The sequence below is a fragment of the Halochromatium roseum genome, assembly GCF_016653315.1.
GTDB classification, from domain to species: Bacteria; Pseudomonadota; Gammaproteobacteria; order Chromatiales; family Chromatiaceae; genus Lamprobacter; species Lamprobacter roseus.
On the sequence record NZ_NHSH01000065.1, the window covers coordinates 36,743 to 56,714 of the forward strand.

A 19,972-nucleotide genomic window follows, 5' to 3' on the forward strand; every position below is an offset into this window, starting at 1 on the left:
CCCGATGGCTGAGCACCAGGACCAGGGCCAGACCCGGGATCAAGATCAGGATCAGGATCAAGCCCCTAACCAGGCCCAGGCTCAGCGGACTGACCTCATCGAGCGCGCCTTACAGGCCGATGCCGATGCCGATGCCGCGCTGGAGCTGCTGCGCCTGCCCGCCGCACAGCTCGAGCCCCTGCTCGCCGAGCGCACCCCCACCGAGGCCCTGACGCTGAAGGGCTGGCTGTGCGTCCTGCGCGGTGATGACGCCGACGCGATCAGCCTGTTCGACCAGGCCCATCAGGCAGAGCGCAAAAGCACCCGCAAGCGCAACCTCTATCTACCTGGCCTACCCGGCGCGCTCTATCTGCTGGCGCTGCTGCAGCGTGGCGAGCCGGACGATCTCGCCAAGGTGCACCAGCAGGTGCAAACCTGCCTGCGCGCGAGCGTCACAGACAAGCTCGAAGCGGCCTTTCGCGTCATCGGCGAGCTGGCTCAGGTGCTGGCCGGTCAGAGCAAGCCCAGTGAGTGCTATGCCATCCAGCACGGCTTCGGCTATGGCGCCCATCGGCCGCTGGCTTTACTGTTTCGCGCCTTGGCGCTCCACTGGCTTAGCGAGCCAATTCATGCCGACATCCAGCGCGCGCTTGCAGGATACGCTGAGCAGTACGCTCAGCAGAGCGCCAAGCAGAGCGCCAAGCAGAGCCCTCAGCAGACCGCCAAACAACACACCGAGCAAGGCAGCAGTCAAAACACTGCGCCGGGTATCGCGCAGCTCGACGAGCAAAGTTCCCGCTGGCTCCTGAGCGAGATCATCGCGCTGCTCGATGTGATCGGCTATCGAGACCCATTGCCGCCGGCGCCCGCAACCCCGCCAAGTTTGGTCAACTTGACCAATCTCCTCAAACCCAAACCGCCCTGGACACTGGCGCTGGAAGCGCTGCAGCGACTCGCGCCCGATCACGCCCCCTCCAAGAACAACCAGCCTGAGCAGGATCTGCGCCTCGTTTGGCTGCTGGTGATCCAAGGCAGCTATGCCAACCTTGAGCCGCGCGAACAGAAGCGCACCAGGGGCGGCGGCTGGACGCGGGGTCGCGCCGTCGCCCTGTCTCGCCTGGCCAACGAGCCCGAGCTGATGCCCCATCTCAGCGCTCGCGACCGGGCCATCTGCGCCTGCATCGTGCGTGAGCGGCAGCAGACCCCTTTCGGCAGTGCGACGCAACAGAGCTACAGCCTGAACCCAGATTGCGCCTTGCTGGCCGCTGTCGGCCACCCGCTGGTGCTGGCCGATCCGAGCGACGAGACGCCGCTGGAGCTGATCCCGGCTCGCCCCACCCTGCGGGTCGTCAAGCAAGGCAAGGACCTGCTGGTTCGCATCGAGCCCTTCCCGCAAGGCGGGCGCGGCGTGCAGCCGGTGCAAGAAAGTGCCCATCGCGTCCGGCTGGTGCAGTTCGACAGCAGCCACCAACAGATCGGTGAGATCCTTGGCGCGGACGGACTGGTCGTGCCCAAAGCCTCGAAAAAGGAGTTGCTGAAGACGCTGTCCTCGGTGGCCCCCTTACTAACAGTCCACTCGGATATCGGCGGCGGGGACAGCAGCGCCGCTGAAGAGGTGCCGGCCGATGTGCGCCCACATTTGCACCTGACCCCGACCGGTCAAGGCCTGGATCTTGGGCTGCAGCTGGAACTCTTCGTGCATCCCTTCGGCGATGCCGGCCCCCAGCTGCACCCCGGCGAGGGCAGCGCCACCCTGCTGACCGACCTCAATGGCCGCGCCGTCAGCTGCACCCGCGATCTGCGCGCCGAGCGCCAGGCCGTGCAACAACTCTTAACAGCCTGCCCGGCACTCGCAGACGGTGCCTCGACGAGCTGGCAACTCGACGACCCAGAGGCGGCCCTGACCGCGCTGGAGCAACTGCAAGCCTTGGGCGATGCGGTGGTGTTGGACTGGCCCAAGGGCAAGCGCATCACGCTCAGCGTCGCGGCCCAAGTCGGCCAACTGCGCACCAGCGTCAATCAGAAACAAGACTGGCTCGAGCTCGGCGGCGGCCTGCATCTGGACGATGGCCGGGTGTTGGAGCTGCGCGAGCTGCTGGCCCAAGCCGCGGAGGCCAAGGGCCGCTTCGTGCGCCTCGGCGAGCGCGAGATCCTGAGCCTGAGCGACGCCCTGCGGCGCCGTCTCGACGGGCTGCGCGGCCTGACCGACCGCGGCCGCTTCCATCCGCTCGCGGCACCCGCCATCGCCGAGCTCATGGACGGCATGGAGATCGCCTCATCACCGGCCTGGGAGCAGCTGCTCGCACGCCTTCACGAGGTCCGCGAGCTAGACCCGGCCATCCCCTCCACCCTGCAAGCCGAGCTGCGCGACTACCAGGCCGAAGGCTACCGCTGGCTGGCCCGGCTCGCGCACTGGGGCGCTGGTGCCTGTCTCGCCGACGACATGGGGCTCGGCAAGACCGTTCAGGCGCTGGCGCTGATCCTGGCGCGCGCACCCGAGGGGCCAACGCTGGTGCTGGCGCCGACCTCGGTCTGTGGCAACTGGCTGGACGAGGCCACGCGTTTCGCGCCGACCCTGCGCCCGCTGCGCTTCGGCGCCGGTGATCGCGCCGCGATGCTGGCACAGGCCGGTCCCTTCGATCTGATCATTGCCAGCTACGGCCTGCTGCAGACCGAGGCCGAGCGCCTCGCCGAGGTGCAGTGGCAGACCATCGTCGCCGACGAGGCCCAGGCCTTCAAGAACGCCCTCACCAAGCGCTCCAAGGCCATCATGCAGCTGCAGGGCGCGTTTCGGATCATCACCACCGGCACCCCGATCGAGAACCACTTGGGCGAGCTGTGGAACCTATTCCGCTTCATCAACCCCGGTCTGCTCGGCTCGCTGGAATCCTTCAACGCCCGCTTCGCCAACCCCATCGAGCAGCATCAGGACCAGGGCGCCCGACAGCGCCTGCGCCAGCTGCTGCGCCCCTTCATCCTGCGTCGCCTGAAGAGCGAGGTCCTGAGCGAGCTGCCGCCGCGCACCGAGATCACGCTGAGCCTGGAGCTGAGCGACAGCGAGCAAGCGCTGTACGAAGCCGTGCGCCGCGAATCCATCGCCCGTCTCGAAGACGCCGAGGCCAACGCCAACCCTGGCCAACAGCGCATGCAGCTGCTCGCTGAGATCATGCGCCTGCGCCGCGCCTGCTGCCATCCGCGCCTCGCGCTGCCCGACAGCACCTTACCGAGCAGCAAGCTCGACGCCTTCGCCGACATCGTCGACGAGCTGATCGAGAACCGCCACAAGGCACTGGTGTTCAGCCAGTTCGTCGATCATCTCACGCTGATCCGCGAGCATCTCGACCGTCGCGGCATCCGCTACCAATACCTCGACGGTAGCACCCCGGAGCCGCAGCGCCGCGCCGCGGTGACCGCCTTCCAATCCGGCGATGGCGAGCTGTTCCTGATCAGCCTGCGCGCTGGTGGTGCCGGACTCAATCTCACCGCTGCCGACTACGTCATCCACATGGACCCCTGGTGGAACCCGGCCGTCGAGGACCAGGCCTCCGATCGCGCCCATCGCATCGGCCAGCAGCGCCCGGTGACCATCTACCGACTGGTCGCCAAGGGCACCATCGAGGAGCGCATCCTGCAGTTGCACGCCAACAAGCGCAGCCTAGCCGACGCGCTGCTGGAAGGGACCGATGACAGCAGCCGCCTGAGCTATGCCGAGATGTTGGCGTTGGTGCAGGACAGCGGTGGCGAGTGAGCATGGCAATCTGCTGTAGCGAACGCCTACCTTCTTCGATGCACTGGGCCGGGAGCAGACACGAGTGACCCTGGAGCCTGGCTCTCCCTTGTCCTGCTCTGCACGCTCGGTGCGCAGCTCCTATCGCCCGATCAGCGCCGAGATCGAACTCTGCGACGCCTGCTAAGCTAGGGCGCAGACCCACTCTCACCCGAGGCTCGCCATGGCCGCCACCGCAGCGCGCATTGCCGACACAGCAGCATCAGCACCCATGCCGGCTCCCGCCCATCGAGCCGCGCAGCCCGACGACCAAATCGTCCTGCTCGATCATGCCGACTGGAGCGACTACGAGCGGCTGCTCGAGATCCGCGGTGAATCTGCGGTCCCGAGGCTGACCTTTATCGACGGAGTGCTGGAGCTGATGACGCCATCCAGGTATCACGAGTTTGACAAGACAACGCTTGGCCGGCTGATCGAGGCCTGGGCGCTAGAGATGGATCTTGCCATAGCCGGGTTTGGCTCCTGGACCATCAAGTCGACGCTCGCCAAACGCGGCGCCGAGCCCGACGAGTGCTATCTGCTCGAGCCCATCGAGACGGAGTCCAGTCGACCGGATATCGCCATCGAGGTCGTGCGCACCAGCGGCGGGCTGAACAAGCTCGAGGTCTATCGCGCGCTGGAGGTGCCGGAGGTCTGGTTCTGGCAACAAGAGCGACTTCAATTCTATGGCCTCGAAGGCGAGCAGTATCAACGGCTCCAACGCAGCGGCAAGCTGCCGCAGCTCGATCCAGCGCTGATCGAGTCCTGCATGGGCGCACCGACCCAGACCGAAGCCATCCGGAAGCTCAGTGGAATCAACTCGGGCAGGCCGAGCAAAAGATCGCCTCTCGTCTCTATTTTTAAGATTGAAGCACGAGACAAAGGACCGCACTTCGTCGCCAGTTAAGCGGCCTATAAGCGCTGTTCACATCACCCTGACTCTGGCAGCATCACGACCCCATGAACCGACACATCCGCCCCCTGCTCCTCGCCCTCCTCGCCTTCCTGAGTGCGCCGACGTTCGCCAGCGCACCGCCCTTGGTCGACGCCCAGTGGCTCAAGGCCAACCAGGACCAATCGGACCTGGTCGTGCTGGACATCCAATCAGCGAAGGATTATCAACGCTTCCACATCCCAGGCGCAGCGAATGCGCCCTATGATCGTTGGCGCACGCAGCCGCCGAAGCCAGACAGCAAGGCGGCTGCTCGATCCAACGCGAATGCCAACGCCAGTGAGCTGACATCGATGTTGCCACCGATCGCGCAGCTCGAAGCCATGCTCAGCGAGCTTGGCGTGAGCAAAGACGACCATGTCGTCATCGTCGCAACCGGGCGCGGAGCCAGTGACCTAGCCGCCGCTGCCCGTGTGTTCTGGACACTCAAGGTCTTAGGACATGAGCAAGCGAGCGTGCTCGACGGCGGCCTAGTCGGTTATGCCGATACGGGTGCAGCGCTCGCGCGTGGAAGTGAGCAGCGCCCTGCAACCGAGTATCGAGCAACGCTCCAACCCGAGCTGGCTCCCAACGCCGAAGCCGTCCGCGACGCGCTCGCCGCGAAGACGCCGCTGGTCGATGCCCGCAGCGAAGGCGAGTTCGTTGGCATCTACACCGGCGACGCTGCCGAGCGCCCTGGCACCATCCCAGGATCGCGCCACTTGCCGCACGATTGGATCAGCGACAGCGGCTCCGGCAAGCTGCGCAGCCCGGGCGCACTCAAGGCGCTGTTCGAGGCCCGGGGCGTCGCGACCGATGGCGAGCAGATCCATTTCTGCCACAGCGGCAACCGCGCCGCCCTGACCTGGTTTGCGGCCTACGCGGTGCTCGGCAACGAAGATGCCGTCCTCTACGACGGCTCGATGATGGAATGGGCACGCGATGACAGCCTCCCGATCAGCGCCGAGATCGAGCTTTGCGACGCCTGCTAAGCTAGGACACAGACCCACTCTTACCCGAGGCTCGCCCTGTCCGCTACCGCAGGGCGCATTGCCGGCACATCAGTATCAGCGGCTCGAACGCAGCCGCAAGCTGCCGCTGCTCGATCCAGCGCTGATCGAGTCCTGCATGGAGGCACCGACGCAGACCGAGGCCATCCAGTAACTGCGTCGGATGCGACAGACTGACTAGCGAGGGCGTTTACACAAGGCCCAGCCGATCCAACCGGCCCTTGCGACAGCAAAGCGCCCCAGCGCGGTTCATTTCGATGAGCCGCTTCCGGTTGAGGTGGCGGGATCCGAATAGGGATAGCCTGGATACGCGTAACCGGGATAGCCATAGCCATAAGGCGCAACGCCGTAGGCATAAGGATAGCCGCGGTAGTAACCGGGATAGCCACCCCAGTAACCGGGATAGCCATAGCCGTAACCCGGCCCATGCCAAGGACCACCCCAGCCGTTACCCCAGCCTGGACCCCAACCATCACCCCAGTTCCAGGGGTTGAACGGCCCCCAGAAGGCGTTCGCGGAGCCGGCCGCGAACAGGGTTGCGCCAGCCAGACTGGCGGCGAGCAATAGACGCTTCTTGATGAGCATTTCTAACCTCCGTTCATTGAGATTATCAATCGCGCACACCGCCCCTTGGTACTGGTGCCTCGGCACGGTGCCGAGCTAGCTTAGGCAGACAACCGCCGCGCCGGGTTGATTGAGATCAATATTCGACAATGCTCATGAACGATGTCACACGACCGTCAAGCCGCAACCTGCAATCATTGACCATCCTTAGCCGCATTGGGGTTGTGCTGCCGTCGCGCGAACGGGAACGGCTGAACGCAAACGGCTCAATAGTCAGGCCTGCCATGCCCTGGCTTCAGGGCGCTCGCGGGCGCCAGTAGGAGCACACTGCTCAACATCAACAGCGGCATCGATCGCCCCAGCAGCGGCTAGGCGTGCCCAGTTGACCCCGCGGTCGAACTGGACGTCGGCAACAGCCGCGAGGTGCAAGTCACCAAGGGCCTCGAGGCCGGCGATCTAGTGCTGATCTCGCGATCGAAGAATCTCAGCGGTGGCGATAAGGTCACCGATGTGACCACAAAGCATTACCCCTCAACCGCCGATGATGTTGAGTTCGACACGCTTGTTTCTGACCACCTTTTGCAGCGCCAAGCGGTTGCGGGCATTGACCAGGATGGGACCGGCGATGTTGCCATAGATGCTCGGCTTCACCGCGTCCGCCGCATCGCGCTTGGCCAGCATCAACAACACCACGACCTCGTCGGATTCGGTGACCTCCAATAAGGTCTGCTCCTCTTCGGTCAGCTCGAGGACATAGTTGAGACCGTAGACGCGCGGGTCCACCACGGTAAAGCTGATCGCCGGCTCGGCGACCGCCTCCAGCCAATACAGCGGACTCTCTGGCTGCTGACTGCGTAACAGCCGGTATTCTCTATAGTCTTCAAAACCACCGATGCCGTTTGGGAAAACGATGGCTTGGTCGGTTGACGCGGACATGCTGTTCACAGACTCACTCATGGCTTGCTCCCTTAAGACCCCAGTCCATTGACGGCGGGTAGATTAAACGATGGCCGACGACAGTGATGCGACCATTTCGAAACTCATTCTAGACCATGCGCGCGCCCTGGTCTGTGCAACAAGGGCATTGAGGCCAGCTTCAACAGATCTCGGTTGTCAACCCGAGAGTCACTCTAGCGCAATAGTCGCTAGCGTTCGGGATCGCACCAGCTCGCCCCGGTTCATCGCACGGCGCCAAGGGTTGGACGGTCACCATGGAGATGTCGCCCGTCACAACGACTGGCGTTGAATAAACGCCGCGATCTCCTTGCGCGCCTCGATCATCTCCCGATCAAAGGCCGCGTATAGGCTTGGCTCATCCCCTTGGTATAGGGTCGTGGCAAGCGCCTGCAGGCGTTGTAGACCAAGATGACCAGTCAAACCCTTGAGCACATGCAGCTACTGGCGAATCGTGGCAGCATCCGGCACGCCCCGAGCAAGCTTAAAGTCAAGCTTGAAGTCAGCATAATCGGACAGAAACTGCTGCAAGACCGAAACATACAGCTCAGCATTCCCACCCATGAGGGCTAAAGCCGCATCCACATCGAGGGTTAGCAAACCCGCAAGCCGTGGTTGCTCGGCAGCGCCGACGGCAGTTGCTGTTTGCTCAGGGTCGGCCTGCGCGGTCTGGGCGACAGCAACCGTTGCTGACGGATTATGAGTGGCTGGCAAATAGCATTCTATCCGTGAGAGCAAGTCCCGCGCTGAGATCGGTTTGCTGAGATGGTCATTCATACCGGCCGTCTGGGACTTGGCGATATCCTCTGGGAAGGCATTCGCGGTCAGCGCGATGATCGGCACCTTGGCATCCATGACACGGATACGCTGCGTCGCCTCATAACCGTCCATGACGGGCATCTGCACGTCCATCAGGATCAGATCGAAGCGGTTGCCCGCATGCTTATCGACCGCCTGCTGCCCATTCTCGGCTGTCTCAATGAGCAGACCCGTGTTGCGCAGAAATCCCAGCACGAGTTCACGGTTGATGAAGTTGTCTTCAACCAGCAGCAGCCTGCGACCGGCAAACAGCGGCGGCTGTTCGCCAGGCTTAGGCTTAACATCATGGATCTTGCGGAATCCATCTGCCGTAGGTGGTGCGTCGCCATGGCCGTTAGACTGAAGCTGAAGCGAAAACGGAGGCGGATGAACCAAAGATGCTTCCGGATCAGCCTCTTTAGCATGAGGTTCTTCACGAAAACCATCATCAGGCTCGGCTTCATCCCGAGCGACCTCGTCACAACTGTCCTCGTCGCAATTGTCCTTAGCATCAACATCCTCAGGACAACCATCCTCATCGAGAACAACCGCCGCCTCAATGTCGACACTGAAACAGCTGCCTCGGCCTGATTCACTCCACACCTCAATCCGCCCACCCATCAGCGTCACCAGCTGCTGGCTGATGGCCAGCCCCAAGCCGGTGCCGCCAAAATGCCTGGTGGTGCTGGTGTCGGCCTGGCTGAAGGCCGCAAACAGGCGTCCTTGCTCCTCTGGTGTCATGCCGATGCCGGTATCCTCAACCTCGAAGCGCAGGCGCCCGGGCGCTGGCTGGCGAACGCGCAGGCGGACCTCTCCGGCTGGGGTGAACTTCACCGCGTTGCTCAACAGATTGGTGAGCACCTGTGTCAGGCGCAGGCTATCGCCGAGATACATCCGCGCCAGCGCGTCGGGATAGTCGACCACCAGGGCCAGCGCCTTCTCTTGCGCCGCCACCTCGACCAGCTGCATCACCCGCTCGATCAGCCGCCGCAGATCAAACGGCACCCGCTCGAGCCGCAGCTTGCCGGCCTCCATCTTCGAGAAGTCGAGGATGTCATTGAGGATGCCAAGCAAGGACTCCGCCGAGGTCTCGATCATCTGCACATACTTACGCTGCTGTGCTTGCAGTGGGCTTCGCAGCACCAGCTGCGCCATCCCCAGGATGCCCGTCATCGGGGTGCGCACCTCATGACTCATGTGCGCGAGGAAGCGGCTCTTGGTCTCGGTCTCAGCGCGCGCCTCGGCCGCCTGTGCCGCCAGGCGCCGCAGCTCAGTGATCCGCTCGGCTAACGCAAACGACAGCAACAACATCTCCAAGGCGCTGCCGATCTGCATCGCATAACGGGTCAAGAAGCTGGTCGGCACCAAACCGAGGTTACGCGCGCCCAGCAGCGCGGTACCCACTAAGAGGATGGTCCAGGCGAGCATAAAGAAGCGCGCTGAGACCACCCCATTGCGCCATCCCTGCACACCCGCGCCGACTGCAAATGCCGGAAACAGCAGCCCGGCAATCGAGGTCGCCATGGCGTTGAACTGATGTGGGCTCCAAGGCGCAACAATGGCTAGGGCACCAAAGATGACGGCCCAGAGCAGCAGGATGCGATCCGCCCAGGGTGCGTAACGACGCGTATCAAGGAAGATGCGTGAAAAGATGGCGCCAAACAGGCCGGTCAGGTTGAAGCCCATCACCGTTGCCAGATTGCCCCAAGCCGGCCACCCCGGCCACAGCTCAGCGAAGAACAATCCAGTCCAGGCGCCCTGCCCCAGCGCCATCGAAGCCACGAAGAGCAGATACCAGAGATAGAGCGGATCGCGCAGCGACAGGTAGAGCAGGCCGTTGTAAGCGAGTAGCGCCAGCAAGATGCCGAAATAGAGCCCGAGCGCCAAGTTCGACTTCGCCGTCGCAATCTGAAAGGCCTCTGGCTGCCAGAGCAAGGTGCCAAGCGTCAGGCTGCCTTGATTCTCCGCCCGCAGATAGAGATCCACGGGCTGGCCCGCCGGCAGCTGGAGCGGAAAGACGAAGTTGCGATGCACCGTGGGGCGTTCAGCGAAGGGACGCAGATCACCGGCGGCCGCCTGATACAACAGCACCCCGCTGGCCTGATCGACCAAATAGACGCGCACCTCATCCAGGGTCGGAAAGGGCAGCTCCAACAGCCGCTGCCCACCCCGTGGCGAGAACAGAGACACCTTGACCCACCAGACGGAGGTGTCGTAACCGAGATTCGGGTCTTTGCCCAAGTCCTTGGCCAGGAAGCGCTCCGAGCCGATCACGGCCTCGAACTCAAGCTCCCCGCGCGGGTCCTCGAGGTACTGGTAATGCGGCCCCAGCGCCAGGTGCTCCTCGGCATCGATCAGCAGATCGCCAGCCAGGGCGGCCGGCGGCATCAACGCGTTGAGGAGCAGCAGGATGACGACGGATAGAGGACCAAAAGGTGATAGAAATGTGCGTGAGGTAAAAGACCCCTGGTGCATTGACACTTCTTAATCAATTCCTGAATGTAGCCTGAATCATAAACCCGTTGCCCATCATACGCATGGATGCGAAGCGCTGCCGGCCGCCGCGCGCTTTGGCAGCGCGCATTCGCACACCCCTGATCTGCTAGGCTAGGTCAATGTACCGGCTTGCCCAAGGTCACAGCCATGATTCCTAGCGCACCGCACAGGCTTGAGCCAAACCCGGCTAGGCACTAAAACCCCGTGTACGAACTCGACCCCTGATCACCCCATGGCAGAGACTCCAGACCAACGCCCCGAGCTGATCCTGATGGACATCCAGATGCCGGTTCTGGATGGCTACCAGGCTGCCCGCCAGATCCGCACCCTACGATGCCGAGATGCCGATCATCGCGCTGACCGCTGACGCCGACGCTATCGAAAAGTCCCTGGCAGCCGGCATGAATGCTCACCTCAACAAGCCGATCGACATCCGCCAGTTGAAGGCACTGCTGCGCCGTTTCCTGCTGCAGTAACCGAGGCACGAGCAGGCTGCAGCCAGCATGACTGAATCACCAAACCCGATGATTGGCATCTCCATCTGTGCGATGGAGACATGCTGAAGACCGTGATTGCGGACACCGCTCGTTGTTTCGCGCGAGCCATTGTGATGCCCAACTTAAAGCTGCCGGTGACCACCGTGGCCCAGGCCGAGGCCTATCGCAGGCGCATTCTGGCGGCGGTTCCTGAGGGCATGACCTTCGATCCGCTGATGACACTGTACTTGACCGACAACACCTCGCCTGACGAGATCCGCCGGGCCAAGGCTTCAGGCTCGATCTATGCGGTCAAGGTTTATCCAGCGGGTGCAACGACCCATTCCGACGCCGGGGTTCGGGACCTGAGCAAGGTTGATGCGGTGTTCGAGACCATGCAGGAGGTCGATCTTCCGCTGTTGCTGCACGGCGAAGTCACCGACCGGGATATCGATGTCTTCGACCAAGAAGCGGTGTTTATCGAGCGGCATTTACAGCAGATCAATACACGGTTTCCGTCCCTGCGCACCGTGCTCAAGCACGTCACGACCCAAGACGCGGTCGACTACGTGCTGGAGGCCTCTGAGCGGGTCGCAGCAACCATCACCGTGCATCATCTGTTACTGAATCGCAATGCGATCTTCGATGGGGGTTTGCGGCCGTATCATTACTGCCTGCCGCTGCTCAAGCGCGAAACCCATCGTCAGGCCTTGGTGAAGGCGGCCACCAGCGGTATGCCCAAGTTTTTTTCTCGGGACGGATTCGGCACCGCATCCAAAAAACACCAAGGAGTCGGGTTGCGGCTGTGCCGGCATCTACAGTGCGCCGGCGGCGATTGAGCTGTATGCCGAGGTCTTCGCCGACGCCGGGGCATTGGATCGACTCGAAGGCTTCGCGAGTTTCCATGGTCCGGATTTCTACGGCCTGCCCAGGAATGACGACAAGATTACCCTTGAAGCCGATGCTTGGTCGGTGCCCAAGCGGATCAGCACAGGGTTGGACGAGATCGTGCCATTGCGCGCCGGGACCGAAGTCGCCTGGCGACTGGTTTGAATCGCTGAAACGGCCATGGAGCTGCGCTGGCCGCGCCCTCCGCCATTGAGGGTAGACCCAAGAGTCGCCTCATCAACCACAAGAATTTTCCGTGTTTCACCGGAAAATTGTTAAGATTAAGCCTATTATGAAGCGCTAACGGCGCGTGGAGCCACTCTCGCCCTTTTTACCGCTCGGGGACGCGGGCGCCGATAACTGAGGCATCAATGATGATCGTGTCCGATACCGACGACTCTCCCTGGGTAGTGTTCGAGCTGCAATCGCAACTCTACGCGATCAACACCCGACACGTCCGCGAGATGATCGAGATCCCCAAGCACACGGTGCTGCCCGAGGCCGCCAGCGACATCCGGGGCGTGATCGACCTGCGCGGAGAGATCGCCGTGCTCCTCGATACCCGTCAACGCTTGGGTATGGCCTCACTGGAGCAGGAAACGCACGCGCTCATCGATCTGCTCGAGGCGCGCGAGCAGGACCACGTCAACTGGCTCGAGGCGCTTGAGACTGCATTGCGCGAAGAGAGCACCTTTCATCTAACGACCGACCCTCATCGCTGCGCATTTGGACAGTGGTATGACCACTTCCACACTGATAACCCCCTTCTACAGAACCAGCTACAGGCGTTTGACAAGCCACACAAAGCCCTTCATGCCTTAGGCGTGGACTTGATCCGCATGAGCGAAAACGGAGAGCGCGAGCTGGCCTTGCACCGCCTCGAACAGGCCCGCGGCTCGACGCTGAAGCGACTCAAAGCCCTGTTCGCCGAAACCCGAGCGTTCCTCCGCGCAAGCGTTCGGGAAATTGCGCTGGTCTTGGACTGGGATGGGCAGCTCGTTGCGCTGAGTGTGGACAAGGTCACTGCGGTGGAATACCTGGACGAAGAGGGGCGCCAGAGCGCTCCCGACATGGGGGAAGTGGGCACGCGCTGCGTCAACGAGATCGGCCGACGCAAAGACAGCGAACAGATGGTGCAACTGCTCGACCTCGAGGCGCTGCTGTTACCGCTGCGCTCATCCCAAGCCTTGGGTCTCGCTGCCTAACGAGCAAACGACGCCGGGCGATGGCGATCCCGTGACTGGCGCTTGGGCGGATAAACTGGACAGTTCCGCCTCTATCAGCGCCTGTCCGCTCGGTCTTCCCCGGTCAGCGCCTCGGCACCGCTTCAACCAGACTCGCGGTATACGACTCGCGCGGAGCACGCAGGATATCAGCCGTCTGACCCTGCTCGATGATTCGACCCTGGTGCATGACAGAGACCTGTTCACACAGGCGCTCGACCACAGCAAGGTCGTGCGAAATGAACAGATAGCTCAGCCCAAGCTCACGCCTGAGTTCAACCAGCAGATTCAGGATCTGTGCCTGCAGCGAGAGGTCGAGCGCCGATACCGGCTCGTCCAAGATGAGTAGCTTAGGCGCACCGAGCAATGCCCTTGCGAGCGCGACGCGCTGCGCCTGACCGCCGGAGAGCTGATGCGCGAAACGCTCTAGCATCGCACTGCTCAAGCCAACCTGATCCGCAACCTCGCGGATACGCCGCTGCTGTGCGCGACGATCGCGCCCGATCTCAGAGCCGCGAGCAAGCCCAGACAGACTGCTACTCAGGATGCGACCCACCCGCCGCCGCGGATTCAGCGCCGTGGTCGGGTTCTGGAAAACATATTGCAATTCGCGCCGCCAACGCGCGCGCTCAGCCTCGTCGAAGGTAGCAAGCGTCCGTCCCTGCCAGCGCACCTTGCCGCTGCTCGCCGTGGTCAGTCCGGCAGCGATCCGCGCCAGCGTCGTCTTGCCACTGCCGGACTCGCCCACCAAGCCAACCGCTGCGCCCTCTGGGATAAGCAGATCGGTCGGCTGCAGAACCGTTTGCCAGCGCTGACCGGCGCCCAAGAGCGCCCGCCATCCACTTCCAGCCGGGTAACGCTTTCCGACGCGCTGCAGTTCCAATAGAGGCGCTAGCAACGGCTGGTCATCCGCATCAGTCTCGGTCAGCATGAGAGTAAAGCCCTCATCGAGAAGCCCTTATCGAGAAGCCAAGCCTATAAACCGCGCGTCATCAGTCTGAGCGCAGCAGCGGGAACCAACAGCGCACCCAATGATGATCTTGCCACCGCTCGAGTCCTGGCTCCTGTTCTTCACATCTGGGCTGCGCGTTCGGACAGCGATCTGCGAAGCGACAGCCGCCAAAGCCATCCGCCGCACCGTTGAGGCCCACCACGCGCGGCGCCGGCGGCTGACCGGGAATAGCGGCGAGCGGTTTCTCTGGCCGCCCCAGCTCAGGCGAGCAGGCCAGCAGTGCCGCAGTGTAAGGATGCGCCGGTGCACGCAACAGTTGCTCGAGCGGTGCGTCCTCGACCAAACGTCCGGCGTAGAGCACGAGCACCCGCTCGCAGAGACTAGCGACCAGCGCCAGATCATGGCTGACAAAGAGCAGCGCGCGATCGCGGCTGCGGCTCAGCCGATCCAGTACCTCAATGATCTCGGCTTGGACGGTAACATCCAGCGCCGTGGTCGCTTCATCGGCGATCAACAGATCAGGCTCATGAGCCAACGCCATCGCGATCACGACACGCTGGCGCTGGCCGCCCGAGAGTTCATGCGGGAAACGCCGCTGAATACCTCGCACCTGATCCAGCCCGACCATCGCCAGCAGCGCCTTGACGCGGGCACCGACGTCCGACAGGGTCTCCGGCTTGCTAACCCCGGCTGAGGCGCCGGTCAGGCGTTTACTCCCAAGACCGACGTTTGCAGAGGAACCTGCATCTGCATCTGAACCTGCAACCGCCTTAGCACGATCGCGAGCGGTAGACTCAAAGCTCGCCTGCTGCGCGACCAGATGGGCTTGGATCGCCCCGCGCAGCTGATCACCAATCCGCAGCAGTGGGTCCAGCGCATCGAGCGGCTCCTGCGGGATGTAGGCGATACGCCGGCCGCGCAGATCGCGCAGAGATTCTGCATCGAGCCCGAGCAGCTCATTACCATCGAAACGCACCGCGCCCTCTAGCCCGCCACCGGGCGGCGCGAAGCCGAGCAGGGCCAGCGCCGTCAGACTCTTGCCAGAGCCTGATTCACCCACAAGGCCGACCCGCTCGCCGGCCTGTAGACGCAGCTCGAGCCGATCAACGGCAATCGCCGGGCCGCACTGACCTGGCACCAGCACCGACAGCGCATTCACCTCGAGCAGTGCTGGCTGAGACGCAGTTCCTAGGCGGCCCGAGACATTGGCCCAAGCATCGGCGTGCTGATCATAAGATTGATCGACAGATTTAAGAGCAAGCCCATCAGCAACCGCATTCCCAGCTGCAACAGCGGAAGCGTCGGTATGAGCAAGCGCAGCGAACAGGGAAGAACCATTCCTGATCGCAGCATCGGCAAATGCGCCCTGATGGCAGTCATCTCGATGGCTCACATCCTGGAGAGCATCCGAAATCGAACCTTTAACCGAGCCTCTTTCAGAGCCTCTGTCAGAGCCTTCTTCCGAGCCTTTTTCCGAGCCTTCGCCGCGGTCTTTGGCTCGGTCTTTGCGCCGGACAGCGCGGTCGTGCAAGCGCGGATCGAGCAGATCACGCAGCGCGTCACCAAACAGATTGATCCCAACCACCAGCATCAAGATCACCATCCCCGGCAGCACGGCGACCCGCGGATAGGTGGTCAGAAACTCACGGCCCTCGCCGAGCATCGCGCCGAGGTCAGCATCCGGTGGCTGCACCCCGAGACCGAGAAAACTCAGGCCAGCCGTCTCCAGGACCATCCAGCCGAGCGTGGTGGTCATCAGCAACAGCAGTGTTGGAACCAGATTCGGCAGCACCTCGACGACGATGATCCAGGGCTCGCGATGACCGGCCAGCCGAGCCGCGTCGATATAGGCCTGGTGCCGAATCTCGAGCACTGCGCCGCGCACCGCACGCGCGAAGAACGGCACATTGGCAATCGCGATCGCCAGCATCGCATTGCTGAGCCCCGGCCCCAACGCGGCAACAATCGCGAGCGCCAGCAACAGATACGGGAAAGCCATCAGCACATCGACACCGCGCATCAACAGCGCATCGGTCAGACGGCCGAAGAAGCCCGCCAAGAGGCCGATCAGCGAACCAATCACCGCTGCAGTCAGCGTTGCCAGCACACCGACGAGGATGCTTGAGCGGGCGCCCCAGATGAGTCGCGAGAGCAGATCTCGGCCTAGCGCATCGGTCCCCAGCCAGTGTCCAGGTGCCGCAACCGGCAGCATGCGCAGCGCCGGCTCGGTCAGGGTGGGATCAGCCAGCGGGAGCCAGGGTGCAATCAGCGCAGGAGACAAGACGAGCGCCAGCAGACCGGGTCCGAGCAGCGCACCGCGATGGCGCTGCCAGCCTGACCAGTGCATGCTCATCACAGCCTGGACCCAACAGATAGAGAACAAGCCCGCGAACAAACCCGCGAAAAAGCCCGCAAGCAAGCCCGCAAGCAAGCCCGCAAGCAAGCCCGCAAGCAAGCCCGCGACCGCTGCGAGCTGTATCGCCATCCTCGCTGATCGCCAAACGGCATCGATCGACCATGGCCCAAAGTCGTGCGCTTGTGCTGTCCATACGTCATCGCGAATGACTAGAGCCAACGCTGCTCGATAGCGCGCCCATCAGGCCGCCCGCGTGCGCCGATCCAGCGCATGCTGGGCCAAATCAGCGACCAGGTTGACCAGCACATAGGCCGCCGCGAGCACCAGCACCCCACCCTGCACCAGCAACAGATCGCGCGCTGCAATCGCCTCCACCAACAGCCGACCCAGACCCGGCCACTGAAAGATGGTCTCGATATAGACCGCACCGCCGATGACGAAACCGGCCTGCAAGCCAATCACCGGCGTCATCCGCGCCAACACCGATTTCAGCGCCTGCACCAGCAAGATGCGCCGCTCCGGGATACCGCGCGCACGCGCCATGCGGATCGGCGCCGAGGCCAGCACATCGATCGCGGCCCCGCGGGTCAGACGCCCAATGACCCCACCGGCCACCAGCGCCAGGCTCAGCGTCGGCAGGATGAGATGCCAGGCGATATCCGGCACCGCAGACAGGCCGCTGGCATCGGACCAGACCCAGGTCATGCCGCTCGCGGGCAGCCAACCGAGCCAGACCGCGAAGACCAGGATCAGCACAAGCCCGAGCCAGAACGACGGGATCGAGATGCCGAGCAGCACGCCAAAGGTCACCAACCGATCGGTCATCTGGTTGTGACGCAGCGCTGCCAACATCCCTGCTGCCAGCCCCAGTAGCGTCCCCAGCAGCAGCGCGCTACCGGCCAGCAGGGCGGTGGGACCCAAGCGTTCCAGCACTACATCGAGCACCGGCCGCTCCAGCGATACCGAGCGCCCCAAATCGCCGTCTAGCACGCCGCTGAGCCAGATGCCATAGCGCACCGGCCAACGACGGTCCAGCCCGAGCTCGGCGCGCAGTTCGGCCAGGCGTTCCGGCGTCGCGTAAGGACCGAGGATTGCCAGCGCAGGATCACCCGGCACCAGGCTCATCACGCCAAACACGACCAGCGAGACGCCGAACAGCACCGGCAACAACAGCAGCAAGCGTTTGAGGACATAGGCGCTCATTGGCTGTCCGTACCGCTAGCGCAGCCCTGCTTGGTGACCGCCCCTAAGCGCAGGTAGAATGATGGCTCGAGCTGGAGCCCGGAAACCTCAGCGCTTGCTACCAGGTTCTGCCGCCAGCTGGCAATCACCGCCCAAGGCACATCCTGATGGACCTCCCGCTCGAGCTGATGGTAGAGGCGTGCCCGTTCGTCGCGATCGGTGGCGCGGCGCGCCTGCGCGATCAACGCATCAACCCGCCGGCTACAGTAGTAGCCGGAGTTGAATCCACCCTGCTCCGGACTCGCGTCGCAACGCAGGGCCAGATAGGGCAGCGTATCGGGATCATTGGTCATCCAGGCCATCTCGGCCATGTCGGCCTCCGTATCCAGCCCCTGATTGACGCGCGCCAGATAGGCATTCCACTCAAAGCTCCGAATCTCAGCGTCGACCCCGATCCGACCCAAATCGCCCTGAATCGCCGTCGCCATCGCCAAGGGATCGAGCATTCCAGAGCCGCCTCGTGGTACCAGGAAGCGCAATCTTAGGCCGTTCTCATAACCGGCCTCAGCGAGCAGGCGACGCGCCGCCGGTCGATCCTGCCGATAGGGACGCAGCTCAGGATTGTTCGCCCAGTCGAACGCCTCTGGCACCGGACCGGCAGCTGGCACCGCGGTCTTGCGCAGCACATCATCGGTGATGACCTGTCGATCAATGGCCAGGTTCACCGCGCGCCGCACACGGACATCACTGAGCGGACCCTCGCGCGTATTCAGGATCAGAAACCACAGATGCGGCCCCGTCGCTTCCAACACCTGGAAGCCGTCCCGCTCGCGGAACCTGGCCACGTTGTCCGGCGACAGCTCTAATGCCAGGTCGACGCCGCCAGCAAGCAGTTCGGCCACCCGCGTCATCGGATCAGTGATCGGGCGGAAGATCAGCGTCCGCACCGAGGCACGACCGGAGTCACACTGCAGCCCGGCTAGCGGTTGCGCCTGCTCCTCACGCAAGCTCCGATTGCTCGCCAAATGGTCAGCGGCGAAACGCTCCAACCTAACCCGCTCCCCTGGGCGCCAGTCGACGAACCGAAACGGGCCTGTGCCGCTCGGATGTCGACCCACTTGATCGCCCCAGCGCTTGACCGCGGTCGGAGAGACGATCAGCCCTGCCGGATAGGCCAGGTTCGAGAGAAACGGCGCAAAGGGCTGATCCAGCCGAAACCGCACTGTCAACCGATCGAGCACCTCGATCGACGCAACTGTCTCGAAGAAAAAGGCGAGCGGGAACGGGCCGGTATCATGATACGGATGCTCCGGATCGAGCATGCGCTGAAAGTTGAAGCGGACCGCCTCGGCATCAAAGCGCGAGCCATCGTGGAAACGCACACCATCTTTGAGCTTGAAGGTGTAAACACGGCCATCATCCGAGATCTGCCAGGACTCGGCCAACGCCGGCGCCGGCTCGAGCGTCCCTGGCTGATAACGCACCAGACCCTCGAAGAGGTTCACGAGGATGCGGAAATCGTTCAGCGCCGTGGTCACCTGCGGGTCCAGCGAGCGCGGCTCCGCCACCTGCGCCACCACCAGCGTGTCCGATGGCGGCCGCATCCGCTCACAGCCGGTCACCAAGAGCGCCAGCCCGACCAAGACTGCGACACCAAAGAGGACGCCAGGCTGCTCCGGCCCGCAAGCGATCAGTCGTCGCCAACGTTGGTTAGAGCCGGCAGATTGTTTATGCAACAAGGCCAGCAACAAAGTCTCGGCATTTGATCTTCGTAATGATCCTCTCTCCACTACGAGCGCGAAGCTCTATTTTTGGGCGCGCGACGATACCTTCGGCTTCGAAGTCCCCCCAAGTGGATCTGATCCCGCGTTTCACCCACTCGACGGCGTCATGAAGTGTTCCTTCACCAATGATCGGAATGACGTCGATGCCAAGCTTCGTCGCGACATCCTCAACATCGGAGCGCTGGAGCCACCATTCGCCGACTCGCACATCGAACAAAACAAAGTCCGGGTCTTGCCGGTACTTGCCGCCTCCTTTCTGAATCTTTGCGCCATACCCCTCGCCATACAGACAGGCATCGCGGCCAAAAACATCTTGCATTCTTGCTGCCAGTGGCAAGTACCGCTCATTGAGCCGAGCAATGAGCTGGCCAGGAATCTGCGCCGCATCCGTCTTCCCAGCGAACGTCACGAGCCCAGCATTGAAAATGACCCTTATGTTCGTTCCGTCCACCTTCTCGGTGAAGATCCATTGGTTGTTTGCCAGATACTCAAATTCCGGCAACGTCCATTCACCCTCAAGCAACGTCTTGTGCTTTGTGCTCATGTCCCGCTTAAATAGCGTCTGTATCTTATGGTATTCATTCATTGCTTGTTCCTTTAAGTGTCGTGACAC

15 protein-coding genes and 1 pseudogene are annotated in these 19,972 nt (G+C 62.9%); 7 read left to right on the forward strand and 9 right to left on the reverse strand.

The window, feature by feature from the left end; all coding sequences use genetic code 11:
* The first annotated feature begins 4 nt into the window (after positions 1–4).
* The 3 genes from CCR96_RS16280 (at position 5) to CCR96_RS16290 (ending at position 5,668) form a co-directional block, all read left to right on the forward strand.
* Positions 5–3,727 carry a DEAD/DEAH box helicase gene (locus tag CCR96_RS16280; RefSeq protein WP_201221784.1) on the forward strand — a complete coding sequence of 1,241 codons (3,723 nt, stop codon included), beginning with the start codon at positions 5–7 and terminating at the stop codon, positions 3,725–3,727.
* Between the two features lie 202 nt (positions 3,728–3,929).
* On the forward strand, positions 3,930–4,652 hold the full coding sequence (locus CCR96_RS16285) for a Uma2 family endonuclease (protein ID WP_201221192.1): 723 nt from the start codon (positions 3,930–3,932) through the stop codon (positions 4,650–4,652).
* 53 nt (positions 4,653–4,705) lie between these two features.
* Positions 4,706–5,668: a sulfurtransferase gene (locus CCR96_RS16290; RefSeq protein ID WP_200249624.1), complete on the forward strand. Its 963-nt coding sequence runs from the start codon at positions 4,706–4,708 to the stop codon at positions 5,666–5,668.
* 267 nt (positions 5,669–5,935) lie between these two features.
* On the opposite strand, the gene CCR96_RS16295 is transcribed toward CCR96_RS16290, so the two are convergent.
* The 4 genes from CCR96_RS16295 to CCR96_RS16310 form a co-directional block, all read right to left on the reverse strand.
* The gene (locus CCR96_RS16295; RefSeq protein ID WP_201221194.1) at positions 5,936–6,271 is read right to left on the reverse strand and encodes a sulfur globule protein CV3; all 336 of its coding nucleotides are present in this window, start codon (positions 6,269–6,271) and stop codon (positions 5,936–5,938) included.
* Positions 6,272–6,781: 510 nt separating this feature from the next.
* Positions 6,782–7,207: a flagellar assembly protein FliW gene (fliW, locus tag CCR96_RS16300; protein ID WP_201221196.1), complete on the reverse strand. Its 426-nt coding sequence runs from the start codon at positions 7,205–7,207 to the stop codon at positions 6,782–6,784.
* Between the two features lie 270 nt (positions 7,208–7,477).
* Positions 7,478–7,627, reverse strand: coding sequence for a hypothetical protein (locus CCR96_RS16305; RefSeq protein ID WP_201221198.1), 150 nt, complete (start codon positions 7,625–7,627; stop codon positions 7,478–7,480).
* Positions 7,628–7,645: 18 nt separating this feature from the next.
* Positions 7,646–10,390, reverse strand: coding sequence for a hybrid sensor histidine kinase/response regulator (locus CCR96_RS16310; protein WP_201221200.1), 2,745 nt, complete (start codon positions 10,388–10,390; stop codon positions 7,646–7,648).
* A gap of 340 nt (positions 10,391–10,730) precedes the next feature.
* Here CCR96_RS16310 and CCR96_RS25120 point away from each other — a divergent pair, with 340 nt between their 5' ends.
* The 4 genes and pseudogenes from CCR96_RS25120 to CCR96_RS16320 all read left to right on the forward strand — a co-directional run bounded on the left by CCR96_RS25120 (position 10,731) and on the right by CCR96_RS16320 (position 13,067).
* Positions 10,731–10,865, forward strand: coding sequence for a response regulator (locus CCR96_RS25120; protein WP_274601139.1), 135 nt, complete (start codon positions 10,731–10,733; stop codon positions 10,863–10,865).
* Positions 10,840–10,974, forward strand: coding sequence for a response regulator (locus CCR96_RS25125; RefSeq protein WP_274601140.1), 135 nt, complete (start codon positions 10,840–10,842; stop codon positions 10,972–10,974). The genes CCR96_RS25120 and CCR96_RS25125 overlap by 26 nt, the downstream gene beginning before the upstream one ends.
* 80 nt (positions 10,975–11,054) lie before the next feature.
* Positions 11,055–12,027: pseudogene (gene pyrC / locus CCR96_RS16315) on the forward strand (dihydroorotase).
* Positions 12,028–12,233: 206 nt separating this feature from the next.
* Entirely contained in the window at positions 12,234–13,067 is an 834-nt protein-coding gene (locus CCR96_RS16320) for a chemotaxis protein CheW (protein ID WP_201221202.1), read from the forward strand.
* 103 nt (positions 13,068–13,170) lie between these two features.
* Here CCR96_RS16320 and CCR96_RS16325 read toward each other — a convergent pair whose 3' ends face one another.
* From CCR96_RS16325 to CCR96_RS16345, 5 genes are all read right to left on the reverse strand, one after another.
* Positions 13,171–14,016 (reverse strand): ABC transporter ATP-binding protein, encoded by an 846-nt coding sequence (locus CCR96_RS16325; protein WP_201221204.1) that lies wholly within the window; start codon positions 14,014–14,016, stop codon positions 13,171–13,173.
* A gap of 61 nt (positions 14,017–14,077) precedes the next feature.
* Entirely contained in the window at positions 14,078–16,390 is a 2,313-nt protein-coding gene (locus tag CCR96_RS16330; protein WP_201221206.1) for a dipeptide/oligopeptide/nickel ABC transporter permease/ATP-binding protein, read from the reverse strand.
* 243 nt (positions 16,391–16,633) lie between these two features.
* Positions 16,634–17,596, reverse strand: coding sequence for an ABC transporter permease (locus CCR96_RS16335; protein WP_201221208.1), 963 nt, complete (start codon positions 17,594–17,596; stop codon positions 16,634–16,636).
* Positions 17,593–19,314, reverse strand: a complete 1,722-nt coding sequence (locus CCR96_RS16340; protein ID WP_201221210.1) for an ABC transporter substrate-binding protein — start codon at positions 19,312–19,314, stop codon at positions 17,593–17,595. The genes CCR96_RS16335 and CCR96_RS16340 overlap by 4 nt, the downstream gene beginning before the upstream one ends.
* On the reverse strand, positions 19,304–19,945 hold the full coding sequence (locus CCR96_RS16345; protein ID WP_201221212.1) for an RNA ligase family protein: 642 nt from the start codon (positions 19,943–19,945) through the stop codon (positions 19,304–19,306). Before CCR96_RS16345 ends, CCR96_RS16340 begins: the two co-directional genes overlap by 11 nt.
* Between the last annotated feature and the right edge of the window lie 27 nt (positions 19,946–19,972).

Excerpts from the sequence above, each read along its gene's own strand:
- CCR96_RS16280 (WP_201221784.1), top strand. The coding sequence starts at position 5 with ATGGCTGAGCACCAGGACCAGGGCCAGACCCGGGATCAAGATCAGGAT.
- CCR96_RS16285 (WP_201221192.1), top strand. The coding sequence starts at position 3,930 with ATGGCCGCCACCGCAGCGCGCATTGCCGACACAGCAGCATCAGCACCC.
- CCR96_RS16290 (WP_200249624.1), top strand. The coding sequence starts at position 4,706 with ATGAACCGACACATCCGCCCCCTGCTCCTCGCCCTCCTCGCCTTCCTG.
- CCR96_RS16295 (WP_201221194.1), bottom strand. The coding sequence starts at position 6,271 with ATGCTCATCAAGAAGCGTCTATTGCTCGCCGCCAGTCTGGCTGGCGCA.
- fliW (WP_201221196.1), bottom strand. The coding sequence starts at position 7,207 with ATGAGTGAGTCTGTGAACAGCATGTCCGCGTCAACCGACCAAGCCATC.
- CCR96_RS16310 (WP_201221200.1), bottom strand. The coding sequence starts at position 10,390 with ATGCCGCCGGCCGCCCTGGCTGGCGATCTGCTGATCGATGCCGAGGAG.
- CCR96_RS25120 (WP_274601139.1), top strand. The coding sequence starts at position 10,731 with ATGGCAGAGACTCCAGACCAACGCCCCGAGCTGATCCTGATGGACATC.
- CCR96_RS25125 (WP_274601140.1), top strand. The coding sequence starts at position 10,840 with ATGCCGATCATCGCGCTGACCGCTGACGCCGACGCTATCGAAAAGTCC.
- CCR96_RS16320 (WP_201221202.1), top strand. The coding sequence starts at position 12,234 with ATGATGATCGTGTCCGATACCGACGACTCTCCCTGGGTAGTGTTCGAG.
- CCR96_RS16325 (WP_201221204.1), bottom strand. The coding sequence starts at position 14,016 with ATGCTGACCGAGACTGATGCGGATGACCAGCCGTTGCTAGCGCCTCTA.
- CCR96_RS16330 (WP_201221206.1), bottom strand. The coding sequence starts at position 16,390 with ATGAGCATGCACTGGTCAGGCTGGCAGCGCCATCGCGGTGCGCTGCTC.
- CCR96_RS16335 (WP_201221208.1), bottom strand. The coding sequence starts at position 17,596 with ATGAGCGCCTATGTCCTCAAACGCTTGCTGCTGTTGTTGCCGGTGCTG.
- CCR96_RS16345 (WP_201221212.1), bottom strand. The coding sequence starts at position 19,945 with ATGAATGAATACCATAAGATACAGACGCTATTTAAGCGGGACATGAGC.